Here is a 16,328-nt window from a genome sequence, read left to right as displayed (position 1 = left end):
AATGCCAGTGCCGCCCGTCATGGCCCTCGACATATTGCCCGTGCCCCATCCGCTGAATCGGGTTCGTCGGATCGAACCGCGCCGTGATCAGGTGCTTCTGCGGATGTGTCTCATAGGGCCCCCGGATCTCCCGCGACCGCGCCAGAGTCACCGCATGGTCGTAGCCCGTGCCGCCCTCTGCCGTCGTCAGATAGTACCAGTCGCCATGCCGGAAGAGATGCGGCGCCTCGGTCAGGCCAAGGTCCGTCCCGGTGTAGATCGTCGTGACCTCGCCCAGCAGCCCTTCCTCCGGATGCCATTCCTGCAGCTCGATCCCGTCGAAGGCGTCATGCGCGGGGTTCAGCCCGGTCCCCTTGCCCCGGTGGTTCCAGCGCATGTTGAGGAACCACTTGCGCCCGTCCCGGTCGCGGAAGAGCGACGGGTCGAAGCCCGAGGAATTGACGTAGGTGGGCTCCGACCACTCCCCGTCGATGGTCGCGCAGGTGACGATGTAATTGTGCGCGTCCTTGAAGGCGCCATCCAGCCGCTTCACATCGGTATAGACCAGCCAGAACCGCCCGTCGGCATGGGAAAGGCAGGGCGCCCAGATGCCGCAGCTGTCGGGATTGCCGCGCATGTCCAGCTGGCTGGCCCGCCGCAGGGGCCGCGCCACCAGCCGCCAGTTCACCAGGTCACGGGAATGGTGGATCTGCACCCCCGGATACCATTCGAAGGTCGAGGTGGCGATGTAGTAATCCTCGCCCACACGGACGAAGCTCGGGTCGGCGTTGAAGCCGCGGATCACGGGGTTTTCCAGCATCGTCAGCCTCCTGCATGGGTCGGGCGGAGGGATCCCTCACTCCCTCCGCCCGCTGGCCCCGCCGCGCGGCATGCGCCGGGCGGGACTGGTTCGTCACACCATCAGCGCCCGCGCCTCTTCCGGCGACAGCGCCGCGGGCCTTGTGCAGGTGGTGGTCAGGGTGACGAAACCGCCGGTCTCGCCCGAGGCCAGGCAGGCGGTCATCACGTCCACCCCGTGCAGCGTGCGTTCCAAAGAGCAGCGCGCGTCGCGGCCCGTCTGCAGCGCGGCGACCATGTCGGCCAGCCCTGCCGTCCGGTAGTTGGCCAGCGGCCCGCGCTGCGGATGGTCCTGGTTCGGCACCCCGAAAGGATGCGCCCAGGGCGCGACCTCGGTCAGGGTGCCCTCGCGGTCCGCCAGTTCGACGGTGCCGCCGAAGAAGTTCGGGTCCGGCACATAGAGCGTGCCTTCCGTGCCGTAGAACTCGAAATGGTTGCGCTTGTGATGCCAGACGTCCCAGCTGGTCGTCAGGTTCACCACTGCGCCCGTGTGGAACTCCAGCAGGGCATGGATGTTGGTCGGCGTCCGGACGGGGATTTCCTGCCCCGCCCGCGCGCCCGAGCCGATGACCCGCGTCGGCGTGGCGGAGGAGGTGATCGCCCCCACCCGTTTCACCGGCCCCAGGAAATTGATCAGGTCCGCCACGTAATACGGCCCGAGATCCAGCATCGGCCCCGCGCCCGGCAGGAAGAAGAACTCCGGGTTCGGGTGCCAGCCCTCCGGCCCGTGGCTCTGCACGCAGGCGACGCCGGTGGTGATGGTGCCGATCCGTCCTTCGTCGATGATCGCGCGGGCCTGCTGGTGCGCGCCGCCGAGAAAAGTGTCGGGCGCACAGCCCACCGCCAGGCCCTTCGCCTTCGCCAGATCGCGCAGCGTCTTGCCCTCTTCCAGCGTCAGGACCAGCGGTTTTTCGGAATAGGCGTGCTTCCCGGCTTCGAGGATGCGCTTCGTCACCGCGTAATGCGCGTCGGGGATGGTGAGGTTGATCACCACGTCCAGATCGCGGTTCGCCAGCAGGTCGTCGACCGACTGCGCCTTGACGTTGAACTCTTCGGCCCGCGCCGTTGCGGCCTCCATGTTCATGTCGGCGACCGCCCGCACCTCCAGCCCCTTGAACAGCGGCGCGAGCGTCAGATAGGCGGTCGAGATATTGCCGCAGCCGATGATGCCGATACCCAGATTTGCCATTTGTCTTTTCCTCAGAAGGATTTGGCCGAGGCGATGGAACGGGTCGCGAAGCGCGCGTCGTCCTTCGGGTTGTCGTGTTCCATGACGAAATGCCGGACACCGATCTTCCGCAGCGCGGCGATGATCGTCTTCCAGTCGACCGTGCCTTGGCCCAGATCGGACCAGCCGTCCTCGTCCGTGTTCTCATCGGCGGGGGCGATGTCCTTCACATGGGCAGCGGTGATCCGGTCCTTGTAGCGTTCGATCCAGACCAGCGGGTCGGCGCCGCCGCGGATCACCCAGGCCACGTCCATCTCCCATTCCAGCCCCGGCCCGCCCTCGAAGATGCGGTCCTGCGGCATCGAGCCATCGGAGAGCGGCTTGAACTCGAAATCGTGGTTGTGCCAGCCGAAACCATAGCCCGCCGCCTTGTAGGGTGCCCCCGCCTTCTGCAGCCGCTCGCCAAAGGCGGTCCAGCCCGCCGGGTCCGAGGGCCGGTCCTCGGGCAGGACATAGGGGCAGTAAAGCCGCTCCATCTTCAGCGCCCGGGCGATGCCCAGCACCCTGTCGACCTCGGTCTCCAGCTGCTGCAGGCCGAAATGCCCGGTCGGCATGGTCAGCCCGGTGGCTGCCAGCCCCGCCTTCGTCGCTTCCACCGCCGCATCGTCGGCATAAAGCGCGCCGTAGCCTTCCACGGCAGTATAACCCGCCTTGGCCACCATCTCGAAGGTCTTCGGCATCGGCCCGAAGTTGCGCGAGGAATAAAGCTGATAGCTGAACATGGGATTGCCTTTCGTCAGCCGCCATAGGTGGCGGAATGGAGATCGCGGAGGGTGAAGCGGGGCACCGCCGAAGGGTCATCGGGGGTGAAGGTGATCGTGGCCGGATAGCCGGGGAAGAGCGTGACGGCGTTGGTGGAGAAACGGCCCGGGACTTCAGACTCCACTGCAACGAAGGGGGCGAGCGCCTTGACCTGCAATGTCAATTTCCACTGCATCCCCTCCCGCCGGATATCCGCGGTCAGGCCCGAGGGCAGCAGGTCGTAGGCCTTCCACGGCTTCGGCGCATGGACGTCCCCGCCTTCCGAATCCCCCGCCCAGGTGAAGGCCAGCACCTCCCCCGGCCCCAGCGCCTCCGGCCCAAGCTCCAGCACCGGCACCGCCGCATCGGTCGGCACCGTAACCGTCGCCTCAGCCAGCGCCCGAGTGGACCCATCCATCGCCGCCGCGCGCGCCGTGACGGTGATCGTCACCGCCTCAGGCCGGTCGTTCACCGCCCGCAGGGCGACACCCCCGTCCTGCGGCACCGCCACCACCGTAACCGGGGCATAGAACCGCTGCGCCATGTGATGCAGCAGCTTCCAGTTGCCGCCATGGTCCAGGCTCGACCAGGAACACACCGGCCAAGTGTCGTTCAGCTGCCAGTAGAGCGTGCCCATGCAATGCGGCTTGAGGCTGCGCCAATGGGTGACGGCAGTCTTGATCGCCAGCCCCTGCTGCACCTGGCTGAGGCAGACGAAATTCGGGAAGTCCACCGGGAAGCGAAAATAGCGGAACATCGTCTCGGCGATCCGCGCATTCCCGCCGGGGTTCTTCTGGTGGCTCTCCATCACCGGGCTGGCAATGTTCCAGTCCCTCTCGTCGGCGAACCGCCGGATTGCCGAAAGCGAGGGATAGGACTGGAAGCCGAACTCGGAGCAAAACCGGGGGCTTACGTCGCGATAATGATCGAAATCCCGCCCCTCGTGCCAGACCGACCAGAAATGCATGTCGCCGCTGCTGTCGTCATGCCAGGCATCGCCGAACGCCAGCGGGCCGGGAGAGGGCGAGGACGGCCACCAGTTCGCCACCGGCAGCACCTCCAGAAGTGCTGCTTCCACCGTCCGGTTCAGCCGGTCGTAGTTGACCAGATAGCGGTCCCGGTCGGCGCGGCTTTCCGGGAACCAGGTCAGCGCCCCGATCAACTCATTGTCGCCGCACCAGAGCGCGATGCAGGCGTGGTGGCTGATCCGCGCCACCACATCGCGGACCTCGGCATCCACCTCCGCCAGAAACTCCGGGGTCGAAGGGTAAAGGTGACAGGCGAACATGAAGTCCTGCCAGACCATCAGCCCCAACTCGTCGCAGAGATCGTAGAACCAGTCCGGCTCATACCGTCCGCCGCCCCAGATGCGGATCATGTTCATGTTGGCATCGACGGCGGATTGCAGGAGGCCGTGCACCGAGTCTGGTGTGATCCGCCCGAACAGCGCATCCGCAGGTATCCAGTTGGCCCCCTTGGCAAAGATCGGCCGCCCGTTGACCTGCATCCCGAAGGACCGTCCCGCCGCACCCGGCTCGCTGACCAGCTTAAGGTCGCGCAGGCCGATCCGCTTGACCACCCGCGCCCCGCCACCCTCCAGAACCAGCTCATGCAGCACCTGCGCGCCCTGACCCGCCGGCCACCATAGCACCGGGTTGCGGATGACCAGCGACAGCTTCGCCACGCCGCCAATAACCGGCGCAGTTTTCATGACGCCACAAAGGCTTGCCGTCACATCCTCACATGTCGCACGAACCGTCAGCCGCACCTCGACCTGACCAGCCGAGTGCACCTGATCCACCAGCACATCCCCAATCCTTGGCCCGATGACCTCCAGCCGGATCGCGCCGGAAACCCCGAAGACGCCAAGGGCGATATTCCAGTCCCAGCCAAAATCGCACTGCTGTTTCCGCAGCATGTTGGCATGGGCAATCGGCCCGTTGACCTGCTGGTAGGGGATCGGGAAAGGCATCCGAGCCGCCCGCGCCGCCGCCTCGCGAACGGGTGAGCGGAACAGGATCTCGACCTCATTCTCTCCTGCCATCACCACCGACGACACATCCACCCGCCAGCGCCGGTGCACATTTGCCGCCGACAGGACCAGAACCTCGTTCAGCCGCACCTCGGCGACCGTGTCCAGCCCTTCGACCACCAGCTCACAGGCCTGTCCGTCATAGGTGAATACCCGCCGCGCCACCCAGTCACGCTCGGCCACCCAGCGGCAGTCATATTCGTTCCGGCCCCAGTACGGCTCCGGGATCACCCCCGCCTTCGCCAGCGCGGTGATCCCGTCTCCGGGCAGGTCCATGGCAACGGTATGGGCGCCGCTTTCATCCGAAAGCGTCCAGCGCCCCGCCAGGTCGAGCATCCTTCAGATCCTCTGTTCCGTCTTCGCGTCGAAGAGCGACGCCTTGGGGATATCCAGCCCCAGATGCACCTTGGTCCCCGGCGGCAGGCGCCCCTCGACCGGCACGCGCACGCTCAGGTTCACCCCCTCGGCCTTCAGCCACAGCAGGCTGTCGGCGCCGAGATGCTCGTCGATCTCCACCTCCGCCGGGATCGACGGGCCGGACAGCGGCGTCTTCGACACGGTGATATGTTCGGGCCGCACCCCCAGGATCGCCTGGTCGCGCTCCAGCACCGCGCCCCCGTCATAGCCCGCCAGGTCGATCTTCGTCGCCCCGAACTGGAAGGCGCGGCCGCCCTCCACCGTCCGCCCCTTCAGGAGGTTCATCGACGGGCTGCCGATGAACCCCGCGACGAACAGGTTCGACGGGCGGTTGTAGATTTCCAGGGGGGCGGCCAGCTGCTGGATGACGCCCCCTTTCATCACCGCGATCCGGTCGGCCAGTGTCAGCGCCTCGATCTGGTCATGGGTGACATAGACCATGGTGTTGCCCAGCTGGTTGTGCAGGCGCTTGATCTCGACCCGCAACTCGCTCCGCAGCTTGGCGTCGAGGTTCGACAGCGGCTCGTCGAACAGGAACACGTCCACATCGCGCACCAAAGCCCGGCCAATGGCCACCCGCTGCCGCTGCCCGCCCGACAAGGCCGCCGGTTTCCGGTCCAGCAAAGGCTGGATCTGCAAGATCTCGGCCGCCCGGGCGATCCGCTTGTCGATCTCGGCCTGCGGCACCCTGGCGTTCTTCAGCCCGAAGGACAGGTTCCCGCGCACCGTCATCTGCGGGTAAAGCGCATAGCTCTGGAACACCATTCCGATCCCGCGCTCCGACGGCTCGGCCCAGGTGACGTTCTTGCCCTTGATCCAGATCTGACCGTCGGTAATGTCCAACAAGCCCGCTAGGCAATTCAGCAGCGTCGACTTTCCGCAGCCCGAAGGACCCAGAAGCACGACGAATTCTCCCTCCGCCACGTCGAGGTTCATGTTCTTCAGGACCGAGATCGACCCGAAGTTCAGCGTCAGGTCCTTGACTTCAATCGAATTTCCCATGCATCAGCCTTTCACGGCACCGGCGGCGATACCGCGGACGAAAAGTTTCCCCGAGACGAAGTAGACAGCCAGCGGCACCAGGCCGGTCAGCAGCGTCGCGGCCATGTTGACGTTGTATTCCTTCACCCCCTGCACCGAGTTGACGATGTTGTTCAGCTGCACCGTCATCGGGTAGAGGTCGGGCTTGGTGTAGACCACGCCGAACAGGAAGTCGTTCCAGATGCCGGTGATCTGCAGGATCAGCGCCACCACGAAGATCGGCAGGCTCATCGGCAGCATGATGCGGAAGTAGATGCCCCAGAACCCCGCGCCATCCACCCTTGCGGCCTTGAACAGCTCTTCCGGGATCGCGCTGAAATAGTTGCGGAAGAGAAGCGTCAGGATCGGCATCCCAAAGATGGTGTGCACCATGACGAGCCCCCAGAGCGTGCCGTAGATACCCATCTCGCGCAGGAGGATCACCAAGGGGTACAACATCACCTGATAGGGGATGAAGGCCCCGAAGATCAGGATGGTGAAGAAAGCATTCGCCCCCTTGAAGCGCCAGTTCGCCAGCGCATAGCCGTTGACCGAGGCGATGATGATCGACAGCACCACCGAGGGCACCGTGATCCGTACCGAGTTCCAGAACCCCCGGCTCAGCCCGTCGCAGTTGAGGCCGGTGCAGGCCTCCGACCACGCCTTGACCCAAGGCTGGAAGGTGATCTCCACCGGCGGGGCGAAGATGTTGCCCAGCCGGATTTCCGGCATTCCCTTCAGCGAGGTCACGATCATCACGTAAAGCGGCAGCAGGTAATACAGCGCCATCACCCCAAGCGCGCCGTAGATCATGATGTTGCGGCCCGACAGCGCCCGCCGGGGCCGGGTGCCCCGCGGCTCGCCCGCGGCAAAGGCATGGGTTCCGCGCTCAGCCATGCTTCTTCCCTCCGAATTCGAAATAGGCCCAGGGGATCAGCACGATCGCCACGCTGAGCAGCATCATGGTCGAGGCGGCAAAGCCCTGGCCCAGGTTCTGCGCCCGGAACATGAACTCGTAGACGTATTTCGCCGGCACTTCCGAGGCGATACCCGGCCCCCCGCCGGTCTGCGCGACCACAAGGTCGTAGACCCGGACGATCCCGCTCATCACGATGACCAGCGTGGTGATGAACACCGGGCGCATCATCGGGATGACGATGAACAGATAGGTCTTCCACATCGGGATGCCGTCGACCCGGGCGGCTTTCCAGATATCCTCGTCGATGCCGCGCAGACCCGCCAGCATCAGGCACATGATCAGCCCGGTGCCCTGCCACAGCCCGGCGAAGAGGACGCCATAGATCACGATGTCGGCGTCATACAGCGGATCGAAGGTAAAGCTGGTCCAGCCCAGATCGCGCACGATCTGCTGCACGCCGAAATCCGGGTTCAGGATCCATTGCCAGACCAGCCCGGTAACGATGAAGGACAGCGCGAACGGATACAGGAAGATGGTGCGGAAGGCACTTTCGAACCGGATCTTCTGGTCCAGAAGCGCTGCGAGCAAGAAGCCGATCACAAAGCTGAACACCAGCGACAACAGCCCGTAAATCGCCAGGTTCTGGATGGAAACCAGCCAGCGTTCCGTCGCCCACAGCCGTTCATACTGATCCAGCCCGACAAAGCGCAGGCGCGGCAACAGCTTGGAATCGGTGAAGGAATACAGCACCGTCCACAATGTTCCGCCCAGGAACACCACCAGCGCGGTCAGCACCATCGGCAGCGAGGCGAGTTTGGCGCTGATATTCTTGAAAAGACGGCTGGGCCGCCGGGCTTGTGACATATCTGCCCCCTGGTCTGCGCTGCGGCCGCGCCTGGGGCGGACCGTCCGGCTTTGTGGAAAGTCAGGCGCGCCGACCCGCCGGGTCCAGCGCGGCAACCGGCCCGGAGCGTTCCCGGGCCGATCCACCTTGCGCCCGAAGGCCTTAGTCGGCGGTGCCGATCAGCGCGGCATAATCCGCCTGCAACTTCTCGGGCGTGATGCTGTCATTGGCGAAGAATTGCGTCACCAGGTCGTTCAGCTGGGTCGTGGTGTCGGGGCTCAGCAGTTCATCCGTGCTCTGGATGACGTTGCCGGCCTTCAGCACCTCCAGCCCTTTCTTCATGCAGTCGTTGGCCGCACTCAGGTCCACGTCACCGCGCACCGGCATCGAACCCTTCTTCAGGTTGAAGGCCACCTGCGTCTCGGGCGACAGCATGATCGAGGCCAGTTGCTCCTGCGCCTTGGACTTTTCCGGGTCATCCAGCTTGGGGAAATAGAAGCTGTCGCCGCCAGTGGTGATATAGGGATCCGGCATCCCCAGCCCGACGAGGCAGGTGTAGTCCTCGCCCGCGACCTGCCCGGCGACCTGGAACTCGCCCTGCGCCCAGTCGCCCATCGACTGCGCGGCCGCCTTGCCGGTGATCACCATGTTGGTGGCCTGGTTCCAGTCCTGCACATTGGCGCCCTTGGTCATGCTGCGGGCATCGGCAAGCGCTGCAAAGACCTTGGCCATCTCCGGCCCGGCGGCGGCTTCGGCGTCATGGTCCTTGTTGATCTTCAGATACAGGTCCTTGCCGCCGATCGCGAGCAGGAGATTGTTGAAAAGCCCGGTCTGCTGCCAGCCCTGCGCCCCCACCGCCAGCGGCACGACCCCGGCCTTTTCCAGCGCGGGGGCTGCGGCGACCAGGCCGTTCCAGTCGGTCGGCACCGGAATCCCGGCATCGGCAAACGCCTTGTTCGACAGCCACAGCCATTGCCACGCATGGATGTTCACCGGGACGCAGTAGATGTGACCATCCAGCGTACAGCCTTCCAGAAGCGACGGCGGGTTGACCACGGCGGCCCAGTTTTCCGCCTTGGCTACATCGTCCAGGTTGCGCATCAGCCCGGCTTCGACCAGCTCTTCCGCCTGGCGGCCGTGGTTGAACTGCGTCGCCGCCATCGGATCGCCGCCGGTGATGCGCGACACCATGATCGGGCGCGCGGTATCGCCCGACCCCGCGATGGCCCCGTCGACCCATTTGTTGCCGGTGGCGTCGAAGGCCTTGGCCAGTTCGGCCACCGCCGCCGCCTCGCCGCCGCTGGTCCACCAATGGGTGACTTCAAGCTCGGTCGCCATGGCCGGCATCGCCACCGAAGCACAAAGCACCGCCGTCAGTTTTGAAAGCTTCATCCGTTCCTCCCGGTTTCCTATAACGTTATAGAAGAAGCCTATAACGTTGTAGTTTCACCGATCAACCGATCTTTTCGCTTGTCGCCGCCCGGCGCAGAAGTTTTCATGGGCAGATGATCCGCACCCTCCGCGCCGGAAAACCGGGCAAGAGCAGACCGATGCCGCAGCGCAAAACCACCGCCAACCCGGCCCCAAGACTGGCAATTCCCCGACACCGGGTCGGGGCTGTTTCTGCGCCTGCGAAGATAGCGCTACCAGCCGAATCGGCCCGCGGGATTCTTCCCCGCTCCGTCTTGTCCCGCGCGGAAAAGGAGGGCGCCGATGCCGCCGCCCGCTGATCGCGCCCCGCTGCCCGCCCCCGATTCGGAACCCGAGCGCCCCACGCTCAAGACCATCGCCGCAGCCACCGGCCTCGCCATCGCCACCGTCTCGCGCGCGCTGAAGGACGCCCCCGACATCGGCGAAGAGACCAAGCGCCGCGTGCGCGAGACGGCGGCCCGGCTCGGCTACCGCCCGAACCGCGCGGGCGTGCGCCTGCGCACCGGCAAGACCAATGTCATCGCGCTGGTCCTGTCGACCGAAACCGACGTGATGAATCACACCTCGCGGCTGATCTACTCGATCGCCAATGCGCTGCGCGGCACCGCCTACCATCTGGTCGTCATGCCCTTCTTCCCCGACCAGGATCCGATGGAGCCGATCCGCTACATCGTCGAGACCGGCAGCGCCGATGGCATCATCCTGAACCAGACCAAGGAAGACGACCCCCGCATCCGCTACATGCACGACCACGGCTTCCCCTTCGCCGCCCATGGCCGCACCGCGATGGGGATCGACCACCCCTACTACGATTTCGACAACGAGGCCTTCGCCCGCCTCGGCGTCCGCGCCATGGCCGATCGCGGACGCAGGCGGCTGTTTCTGGTCGCCCCGCCACGCGCGCAGATGTATGCCAACCACATGATCCACGGCTTCTCGGACGAGGCCGCCCGCCTCGGCCTGTCGTTCGAGGTGGCCGACACCGTCAACTCTGACAGCGGCGGCGACGCGGTGGATGCGGCGGTCCATGCCCGCTTCCGGCAACCAGACCCGCCCGATGGCCTGCTGGTCGGCTCGACCACCGCCGGAATGGCGGCGATTGCCGGGGCAGAGCAGACCGGCCGCATGCTGGGCCGCGATTTCGACGTGGTGGGCAAGGAAGCCATCCCCCTGCTGCGCCGCTTCCGCCGCGACATCCTCATCGTGCGCGAAGACGTGGGCCGGGCCGGCGACTTCCTGGCGAAGGCCCTGGTCGCGGCGATCGAGAAGCGAGACTGGACCGAACGCCAGCGGCTGGAAGTTCCGATGCAGGTGGAAACCGGCCCCGGACCGGACAAAGGAGAGCAAGCATGAAGACGATCAAGGGCCCGGGGTTGTTCCTGGCGCAGTTTGCGGGCGATGCGGCGCCGTTCAATTCCTGGGGCGAGATCACCCGATGGGCCGCCGATTGCGGCTATGTCGGGGTACAGGTTCCCAGCTGGGACGGGCGGCTCTTCGATCTGGAAAAGGCTGCAAGCTCAAAGTCATATTGCGACGAGTTCAAAGGAATTGCGAAGGACGCAGGCCTTCAGGTGACAGAACTGTCCACCCACCTGCAAGGCCAGTTGGTCGCGGTCCATCCCGCCTATGACACCGCCTTCGATGGCTTCGCCGACGCCTCCGTGCGCGGCAATCCCAAGGCCCGGCAGGATTGGGCGGTGGACCAGGTGAAGAAGGCCCTGACCGCCTCGAAGAATCTCGGCCTGACCGCCCATGCCACCTTCTCCGGCGCCTTGGCCTGGCCCTATCTCTACCCCTGGCCGCAGCGCCCGGCGGGGCTGGTCGAGGAAGCCTTCGACGAGCTTGCCCGCCGCTGGCTGCCGATCCTGAACCATGCCGAGGATTGCGGCATCGACCTTTGCTACGAGATCCACCCAGGCGAGGACCTGCACGACGGCATCAGCTACGAGATGTTCCTGGATCGCGTACATGGCCACGCGCGGGCGAACATGCTCTACGACCCGTCGCACTACGTTTTGCAACACCTTGATTACCTTGAGCATATCGACATCTACCACGACCGCATCCGCATGTTCCACGTCAAGGATGCCGAGCTGAACCCCACCGGCCGCCAAGGCGTCTACGGCGGCTTCCAGTCGTGGGTCAACCGCGCGGGCCGCTTCCGCTCTCCCGGCGACGGGCAGGTCGATTTCGGCGGCATCTTCTCGAAGCTCACCCAATACGGCTTCGACGGCTGGGCCGTGGTGGAATGGGAATGCTGCCTGAAACACCCCGAGGACGGCGCCCGCGAAGGCGCGGCCTTCGTTGACGCCCATATCATCCGCGTGACCGAGAAGGCCTTTGACGATTTCGCGGATGCGGGTACTGATGTTGCCGCTAACAGACGCATGCTTGGACTGGAGTAACCCATGATCGACGCCGCTCATACCGCCCGCCCCGACCGTCTGCGCCTCGGCATGGTCGGCGGGGGCCGCGATGCCTTCATCGGCGCCGTCCACCGCATCGCGGCCCGGATCGACGATCAATATGAACTGGTCGCGGGTGCCTTCTCCTCCAACCCCGAGAAAGCCCTCGCCTCGGCGCAGGACCTCGGCGTCCCCCGCGCCTATACCAGCTTTGCCGAGATGGCGGCCAGGGAATCCCGCCGCAAGGACGGGATCGACGCCGTCGCCATCGTCACGCCGAACCACATGCACGCCCCCGTGGCGATGCAGTTCCTGAAGCGCGGCATCCATGTCATCTGCGACAAGCCGCTGACCGCCACCCTGCCCGAGGCGAAGAAACTGGCGAAGGCCGCCGAGGCCTCAGGCGTGGTCTTCGCGCTGACGCACAACTACACCGGCTATCCGATGGTCCGGCAGGCCAAGGCGATGATCGCCGCCGGAGAGCTGGGCGAGATCCGCCTCGTCAACGTCGAATACATCCAGGACTGGCTGACCGAAGCGGTCGACAACAAGCAGGCCGAATGGCGCGCCGACCCCGCCCGATCCGGCGTCGGCGGGTCGACCGGCGACATCGGCACCCATGCCTTCAACCTCGCGGGCTTCGTCTCCGGCCTGACGCTCGACACGCTCGCCGCCGATCTGTCCTCTTTCGTCCCCGGCCGCCGGGTCGATGACAACGGCCATGTGCTGATGCGCTACAAGGGCGGCGCCAAGGGGATGCTCTGGTGCAGCCAGGTCGCACCGGGGAACGAGAACGGCCTGCGCCTGCGCATCTACGGCTCGAAGGGCGGGCTCGAATGGGCGCAGGAGGATCCGAACTATCTCTGGTTCACCCCCTTCGGGCAAGAAAAGCGCAAGATCACCCGCGGCGGCGCAGGCTCCGGCCCCGAGGCCGCCCGCGTCACCCGTGTGCCCCCCGGCCACCCGGAAGGCTATCTGGAAGGCTTCGCCAACATCTATACCGAGGCCGCCCGCGCCATCCGTGCCGCCAAGACCGGCACGCCCGTCCCCGACGGCACAACCTTTCCGGGCCTCAAGGAGGGGCTGGAAGGCGTGGCCTTCGTCGATGCCTGCGCTAGATCCTCAGCCAAAAACGGCGCATGGGTCGGGCTGAACCTTTGAGCGATGGTGGGTTGCACCCACCCTACCGGATTCGTCGCACAGGGTGGGCGCAACCCACCGTCTACCCCCGCAACCGCGCCCGCTCGCGCTGCAACCACAGCACCGTCAACAGAAGCGGCGCATTGCCGATCTCTCCCGCGGCCATCACCTCGACCAGTCGGTCGAAGGACAGAAGGTGCCCCTTGATATCCTCCGCCTCTTCCACCGCGCCGAAGACCCCCGCCACCCCCTCCGGCAGGTCGCAGAGCGCGACGTAGGAATAAAGATACTCCGCCACCGCCCCCGGCGTCGGATAATATTCCGCCACCTTCTCCAGGGCGCCCAGCACCAGCCCGGCCTCTTCCACCGCCTCGCGCCGCGCGGCCTCTTCCGGCGTCTCGCCCGGGTCGATCCGCCCGGCGATCGCCTCCAGCTGCCAGGGAAAAGGGTCGCCCCGCCCGAAAGGGCCCATCCGGAACTGCTCGATCAGCAGCACCCGGTCCCGCACCGGATCATAGGGCAGCACCGTCACCGCATCGCCCGCGACGAAGACCTCGCGCATCAGCCAGGGGCTCATCTCTCCGTCGAAGCGCCGGTGCCGCAAGCTCACCACATCCAGCGCGAAGAACCCGGCATGGGACGGCTCCACCCCACCGGTCTCCACCTCGCCGCTCCCGACGCGCAGACGCGGCCCCGCGGCCCCCTCGGCCCGCAATCGGCTTGCAGCCTCCACCCGCAGTGAGGGAAGGCGGCGCGCGACCGCCTCGGGCGACAGATGCCCATAGCCCCGCATGATCGCATCGACCAGCGCCAGCGCTTCCGGAACCGAACCCGGCCCTTCGCCCGCCGCCATCCGCACTGCCCTGTAAAACTGCAACCGCGCCGCAGCCTCGGCCCCCTCGGCGCCCGCCACGACCCGCGCCCGAACCTCGGGCGACAGGCCCTTAATCCCCGATGTCATCCTATTTCCAGCGCCGCCCGGCGTTCTCGCTCAAAAGCCCCGCGATGATCCCGCCGAACAGGATCGTCCCGAACACCCCCAGCGACAACAGCGCCCGCGACCGCTGCGCCATCAGCTGGAACACATCCGTGATCGCATCTAGCGCGCCATCGTAGCGCATCTTGACCGAGTTATCGAGCATCTCACGCATCGCCAGCAGGAAGAGAGCCGCCACCGCCAGGATGACGGCGGTCTTGATTCCCGCCCCCGCGGCCTCGACATAGCCGCGCCCCACCGTCGGACCCATGACCTTCCAGCCGATGATGGCGCCCACCAGGGCCGCCGCCTCACGCATCGGCCCGCCCGCGGCGGCGTCCGGCATGTTCATCGCATAGTAGTTTGCCATCACCCAGCCCACGACCGCGAAACTCGCTGCGGCCATCATCTTGGCGCCCGTCGGCATCGGTAGCGGCATTCTCTGAACCCTCAACTGGGACGCGTCACCGTGATCTGCGTCACGTCGCAGTTTCCACCTTGGAACGCCCCCGCGCAAGAGGCGAGGTAGAACTCCCACATCCGCCGGAACCGGTCGTCGAAGCCAAGCTTCCGCACCTCGCCCCAGCGCGCGGCAAAGCTGTCGTGCCAGCGACGCAGCGTCAGGCTGTAGCTCTCGCCGAACTCGATGGAATGCTTGACCCTGAGGCCCGCCCGCTCCACCTCGGCCCGCAGCACCGAGGGCGCGGGAAGCATCCCGCCGGGGAAGATGTATTTCTGGATGAAGTCGACGCTCCGGCGGTAAAGCTGCCAGCGCGCATCGGCCACGGTGATGATCTGCAGCGTCGCATTCCGCCCCGGTTTCAGCCGGTCGCGCAGCGCGCCGAAATAGACCGGCCAGTAGCGCTCGCCCACCGCCTCGAACATCTCGATGCTGGCGATCCCGTCATAGCTGCCCGTTTCGTCGCGATAGTCCTGCAGCTTGATCTCTACCCGGTCGGCAAGGCCCGCGCGCCGCACCCGTTCCACCGCAAAGTCGTGCTGCGCCTGGCTGATCGTCAGCCCCGTGACCCTCAGCCCCCGCTCCTTTGCCGCATATTCCGCAAACCCGCCCCAGCCGCAGCCGATCTCCAGCACATGGTCGCCAGCCTCGGCGCCCATCTGGTCGACCATGCTGGCATATTTGCGCCGCTGCGCCGCTTCTAGGCTCTCCTGCGGGTTCTGGAAGAGGGCCGAGGAATAGGTCATCGTCTCGTCCAGCCACAGCCGGTAGAAGTCGTTCCCCAGGTCGTAGTGATGCGCGATGTTCTTTCGCGCCTGCCGCTTCGTGTTCGACTGCATCCAGAACCGCAGCCGCTCATAGGCCCGGACCAGCCCCAGGCCGGGAAAGCCGTCGCCGACGATGTTGTTCGCCGGGCGCTGGATCAGATCCAGAAAGGCCTGCAGATCCGGCGTGGTCCACCAGCCGTCCAGATAGGCGTCGCAGAAGCCGAGATCGCCCTCGCGCACCAGCCGCGCGAAAAGGTCGGGATGCTCGACGCCGATCTCCGCCGTGATCCCCGGCGCCTTGCCCTCCACCCGGAACCGGCGACCATCGGGCAGCACGAAATCGAGCCGCCCCTCGCCCAGCCGCCCCGCCGTCTCGAACACCGTGGCGAACCAGCGCGGCAGCCCCGACTGCCCCTTCACCGTCGTCAGCACGTCCATCGGCCCCACCCCCCGGGTCTCTGTCGTTCGCAACACTTTCACCAAACTCGATGTGTTGCTCAAGCGTTTCGTGAACCATATGCCGCAAGGGCACGCGCGCGGCCCGCCGCGAGGTCCACCACCGGCGCCGGATAGGCCTGTCCCGGCGCCAGTCCCCAGGACCGTGGCACCGCCTCGAACCAGGCCAGCGCCTCCGGTCCCGGCTGCGGCGAAAGCTCCGCGATGAAGCGCTGGCGGTAGCCTCCGTCGGGATCGAACTTCTCCGCCTGACCAGCCGGGTTGAAGATGCGGAAATAGGGCGCCGCATCCGGCCCCGAGCCCGCCACCCATTGCCAGCCCATCGCATTCGCCGCCGGGTCCCAGTCCGTCAGGCAGTCGGCGAACCAGTCAAGCCCCAGCCTCCAATGCGTCAGCAGATGCTTGGTCAGATAGCTCGCCGCGATCATCCGCGCCCGGTTGTGCATCCGGCCGGTGACATACATCTCGCGCATCGCGGCATCGACGAAAGGCTCGCCCGTCATGCCCCTCCGCCACCGCTCGGCCTCCGGGCTGTCACCGCGCCAGGGAAAGGCGTCCCATTCCGGCCGCCAGTTCGCCCGGCCGATCTCCGGCGTGTGATGCAGCAGGTGATAGCTGAACTCGCGCCAGGCCAGTTCCCGCAGGAAACTCTCGG

Annotated in this window: 15 protein-coding genes; 3 read left to right on the top strand and 12 right to left on the bottom strand. The window is 66.1% G+C overall.

The features are described from left to right. The 8 genes from V7Q39_RS12185 to V7Q39_RS12150 all read right to left on the bottom strand — a co-directional run. Nucleotides 1-799: glycoside hydrolase family 43 protein (locus V7Q39_RS12185; RefSeq protein ID WP_333816855.1), on the bottom strand; the 799-nt coding region annotated here is incomplete at its 3' end. 93 nt (nt 800-892) lie between these two features. Beyond that, entirely contained in the window at nt 893-2,026 is a 1,134-nt protein-coding gene (locus tag V7Q39_RS12180) for a Gfo/Idh/MocA family protein (RefSeq protein WP_333816854.1), read from the bottom strand. Nucleotides 2,027-2,037: 11 nt separating this feature from the next. Beyond that, nucleotides 2,038-2,787 (bottom strand): sugar phosphate isomerase/epimerase family protein, encoded by a 750-nt coding sequence (locus V7Q39_RS12175; protein WP_333816853.1) that lies wholly within the window; start codon nt 2,785-2,787, stop codon nt 2,038-2,040. A gap of 14 nt (nt 2,788-2,801) precedes the next feature. Next, nucleotides 2,802-5,174 carry a beta-mannosidase gene (locus tag V7Q39_RS12170; RefSeq protein WP_333816852.1) on the bottom strand — a complete coding sequence of 791 codons (2,373 nt, stop codon included), beginning with the start codon at nt 5,172-5,174 and terminating at the stop codon, nt 2,802-2,804. A gap of 3 nt (nt 5,175-5,177) precedes the next feature. After that, nucleotides 5,178-6,257: an ABC transporter ATP-binding protein gene (locus V7Q39_RS12165; RefSeq protein ID WP_333816851.1), complete on the bottom strand. Its 1,080-nt coding sequence runs from the start codon at nt 6,255-6,257 to the stop codon at nt 5,178-5,180. 3 nt (nt 6,258-6,260) lie between these two features. Next, nucleotides 6,261-7,172, bottom strand: a complete 912-nt coding sequence (locus V7Q39_RS12160; RefSeq protein WP_333816850.1) for a carbohydrate ABC transporter permease — start codon at nt 7,170-7,172, stop codon at nt 6,261-6,263. Then, nucleotides 7,165-8,058, bottom strand: coding sequence for a carbohydrate ABC transporter permease (locus V7Q39_RS12155; protein ID WP_333816849.1), 894 nt, complete (start codon nt 8,056-8,058; stop codon nt 7,165-7,167). The genes V7Q39_RS12160 and V7Q39_RS12155 overlap by 8 nt, the downstream gene beginning before the upstream one ends. A gap of 142 nt (nt 8,059-8,200) precedes the next feature. Beyond that, on the bottom strand, nt 8,201-9,430 hold the full coding sequence (locus tag V7Q39_RS12150) for an ABC transporter substrate-binding protein (protein ID WP_333816848.1): 1,230 nt from the start codon (nt 9,428-9,430) through the stop codon (nt 8,201-8,203). Between the two features lie 321 nt (nt 9,431-9,751). Here V7Q39_RS12150 and V7Q39_RS12145 point away from each other — a divergent pair, with 321 nt between their 5' ends. The 3 genes from V7Q39_RS12145 to V7Q39_RS12135 are packed head-to-tail and all read left to right on the top strand — an operon-like array spanning nt 9,752 to nt 13,035. Next, nucleotides 9,752-10,822 carry a LacI family transcriptional regulator gene (locus tag V7Q39_RS12145; RefSeq protein ID WP_333816847.1) on the top strand — a complete coding sequence of 357 codons (1,071 nt, stop codon included), beginning with the start codon at nt 9,752-9,754 and terminating at the stop codon, nt 10,820-10,822. Beyond that, complete coding sequence (locus V7Q39_RS12140; RefSeq protein WP_333816846.1) at nt 10,819-11,874, top strand: sugar phosphate isomerase/epimerase family protein; 1,056 nt, start codon at nt 10,819-10,821, stop codon at nt 11,872-11,874. Before V7Q39_RS12145 ends, V7Q39_RS12140 begins: the two co-directional genes overlap by 4 nt. 3 nt (nt 11,875-11,877) lie before the next feature. Further along, nucleotides 11,878-13,035, top strand: a complete 1,158-nt coding sequence (locus V7Q39_RS12135) for a Gfo/Idh/MocA family protein (RefSeq protein ID WP_333816845.1) — start codon at nt 11,878-11,880, stop codon at nt 13,033-13,035. A gap of 61 nt (nt 13,036-13,096) precedes the next feature. On the opposite strand, the gene V7Q39_RS12130 is transcribed toward V7Q39_RS12135, so the two are convergent. From V7Q39_RS12130 to V7Q39_RS12115, 4 genes are all read right to left on the bottom strand, one after another. Continuing rightward, the gene (locus V7Q39_RS12130) at nt 13,097-13,975 is read right to left on the bottom strand and encodes an NUDIX domain-containing protein (protein WP_333816844.1); all 879 of its coding nucleotides are present in this window, start codon (nt 13,973-13,975) and stop codon (nt 13,097-13,099) included. A gap of 1 nt (nt 13,976) precedes the next feature. Beyond that, complete coding sequence (locus tag V7Q39_RS12125; protein WP_333816842.1) at nt 13,977-14,429, bottom strand: TrgA family protein; 453 nt, start codon at nt 14,427-14,429, stop codon at nt 13,977-13,979. An 11-nt stretch (nt 14,430-14,440) separates the two neighbouring features. After that, nucleotides 14,441-15,655, bottom strand: a complete 1,215-nt coding sequence (locus V7Q39_RS12120) for a cyclopropane-fatty-acyl-phospholipid synthase family protein (protein WP_333816856.1) — start codon at nt 15,653-15,655, stop codon at nt 14,441-14,443. Between the two features lie 59 nt (nt 15,656-15,714). Then, nucleotides 15,715-16,328 (bottom strand): FAD-binding domain-containing protein (locus V7Q39_RS12115; RefSeq protein ID WP_333816841.1); only part of this gene is annotated, 614 nt, incomplete at its 5' end.

The sequence above is a fragment of the Tabrizicola sp. genome, assembly GCF_036781545.1.
Lineage (GTDB): Bacteria > Pseudomonadota > Alphaproteobacteria > Rhodobacterales > Rhodobacteraceae > Tabrizicola.
The sequence above is the reverse complement of the archived record's forward strand: the minus strand, read 5'-3'. Positions and strand labels throughout refer to the sequence as shown.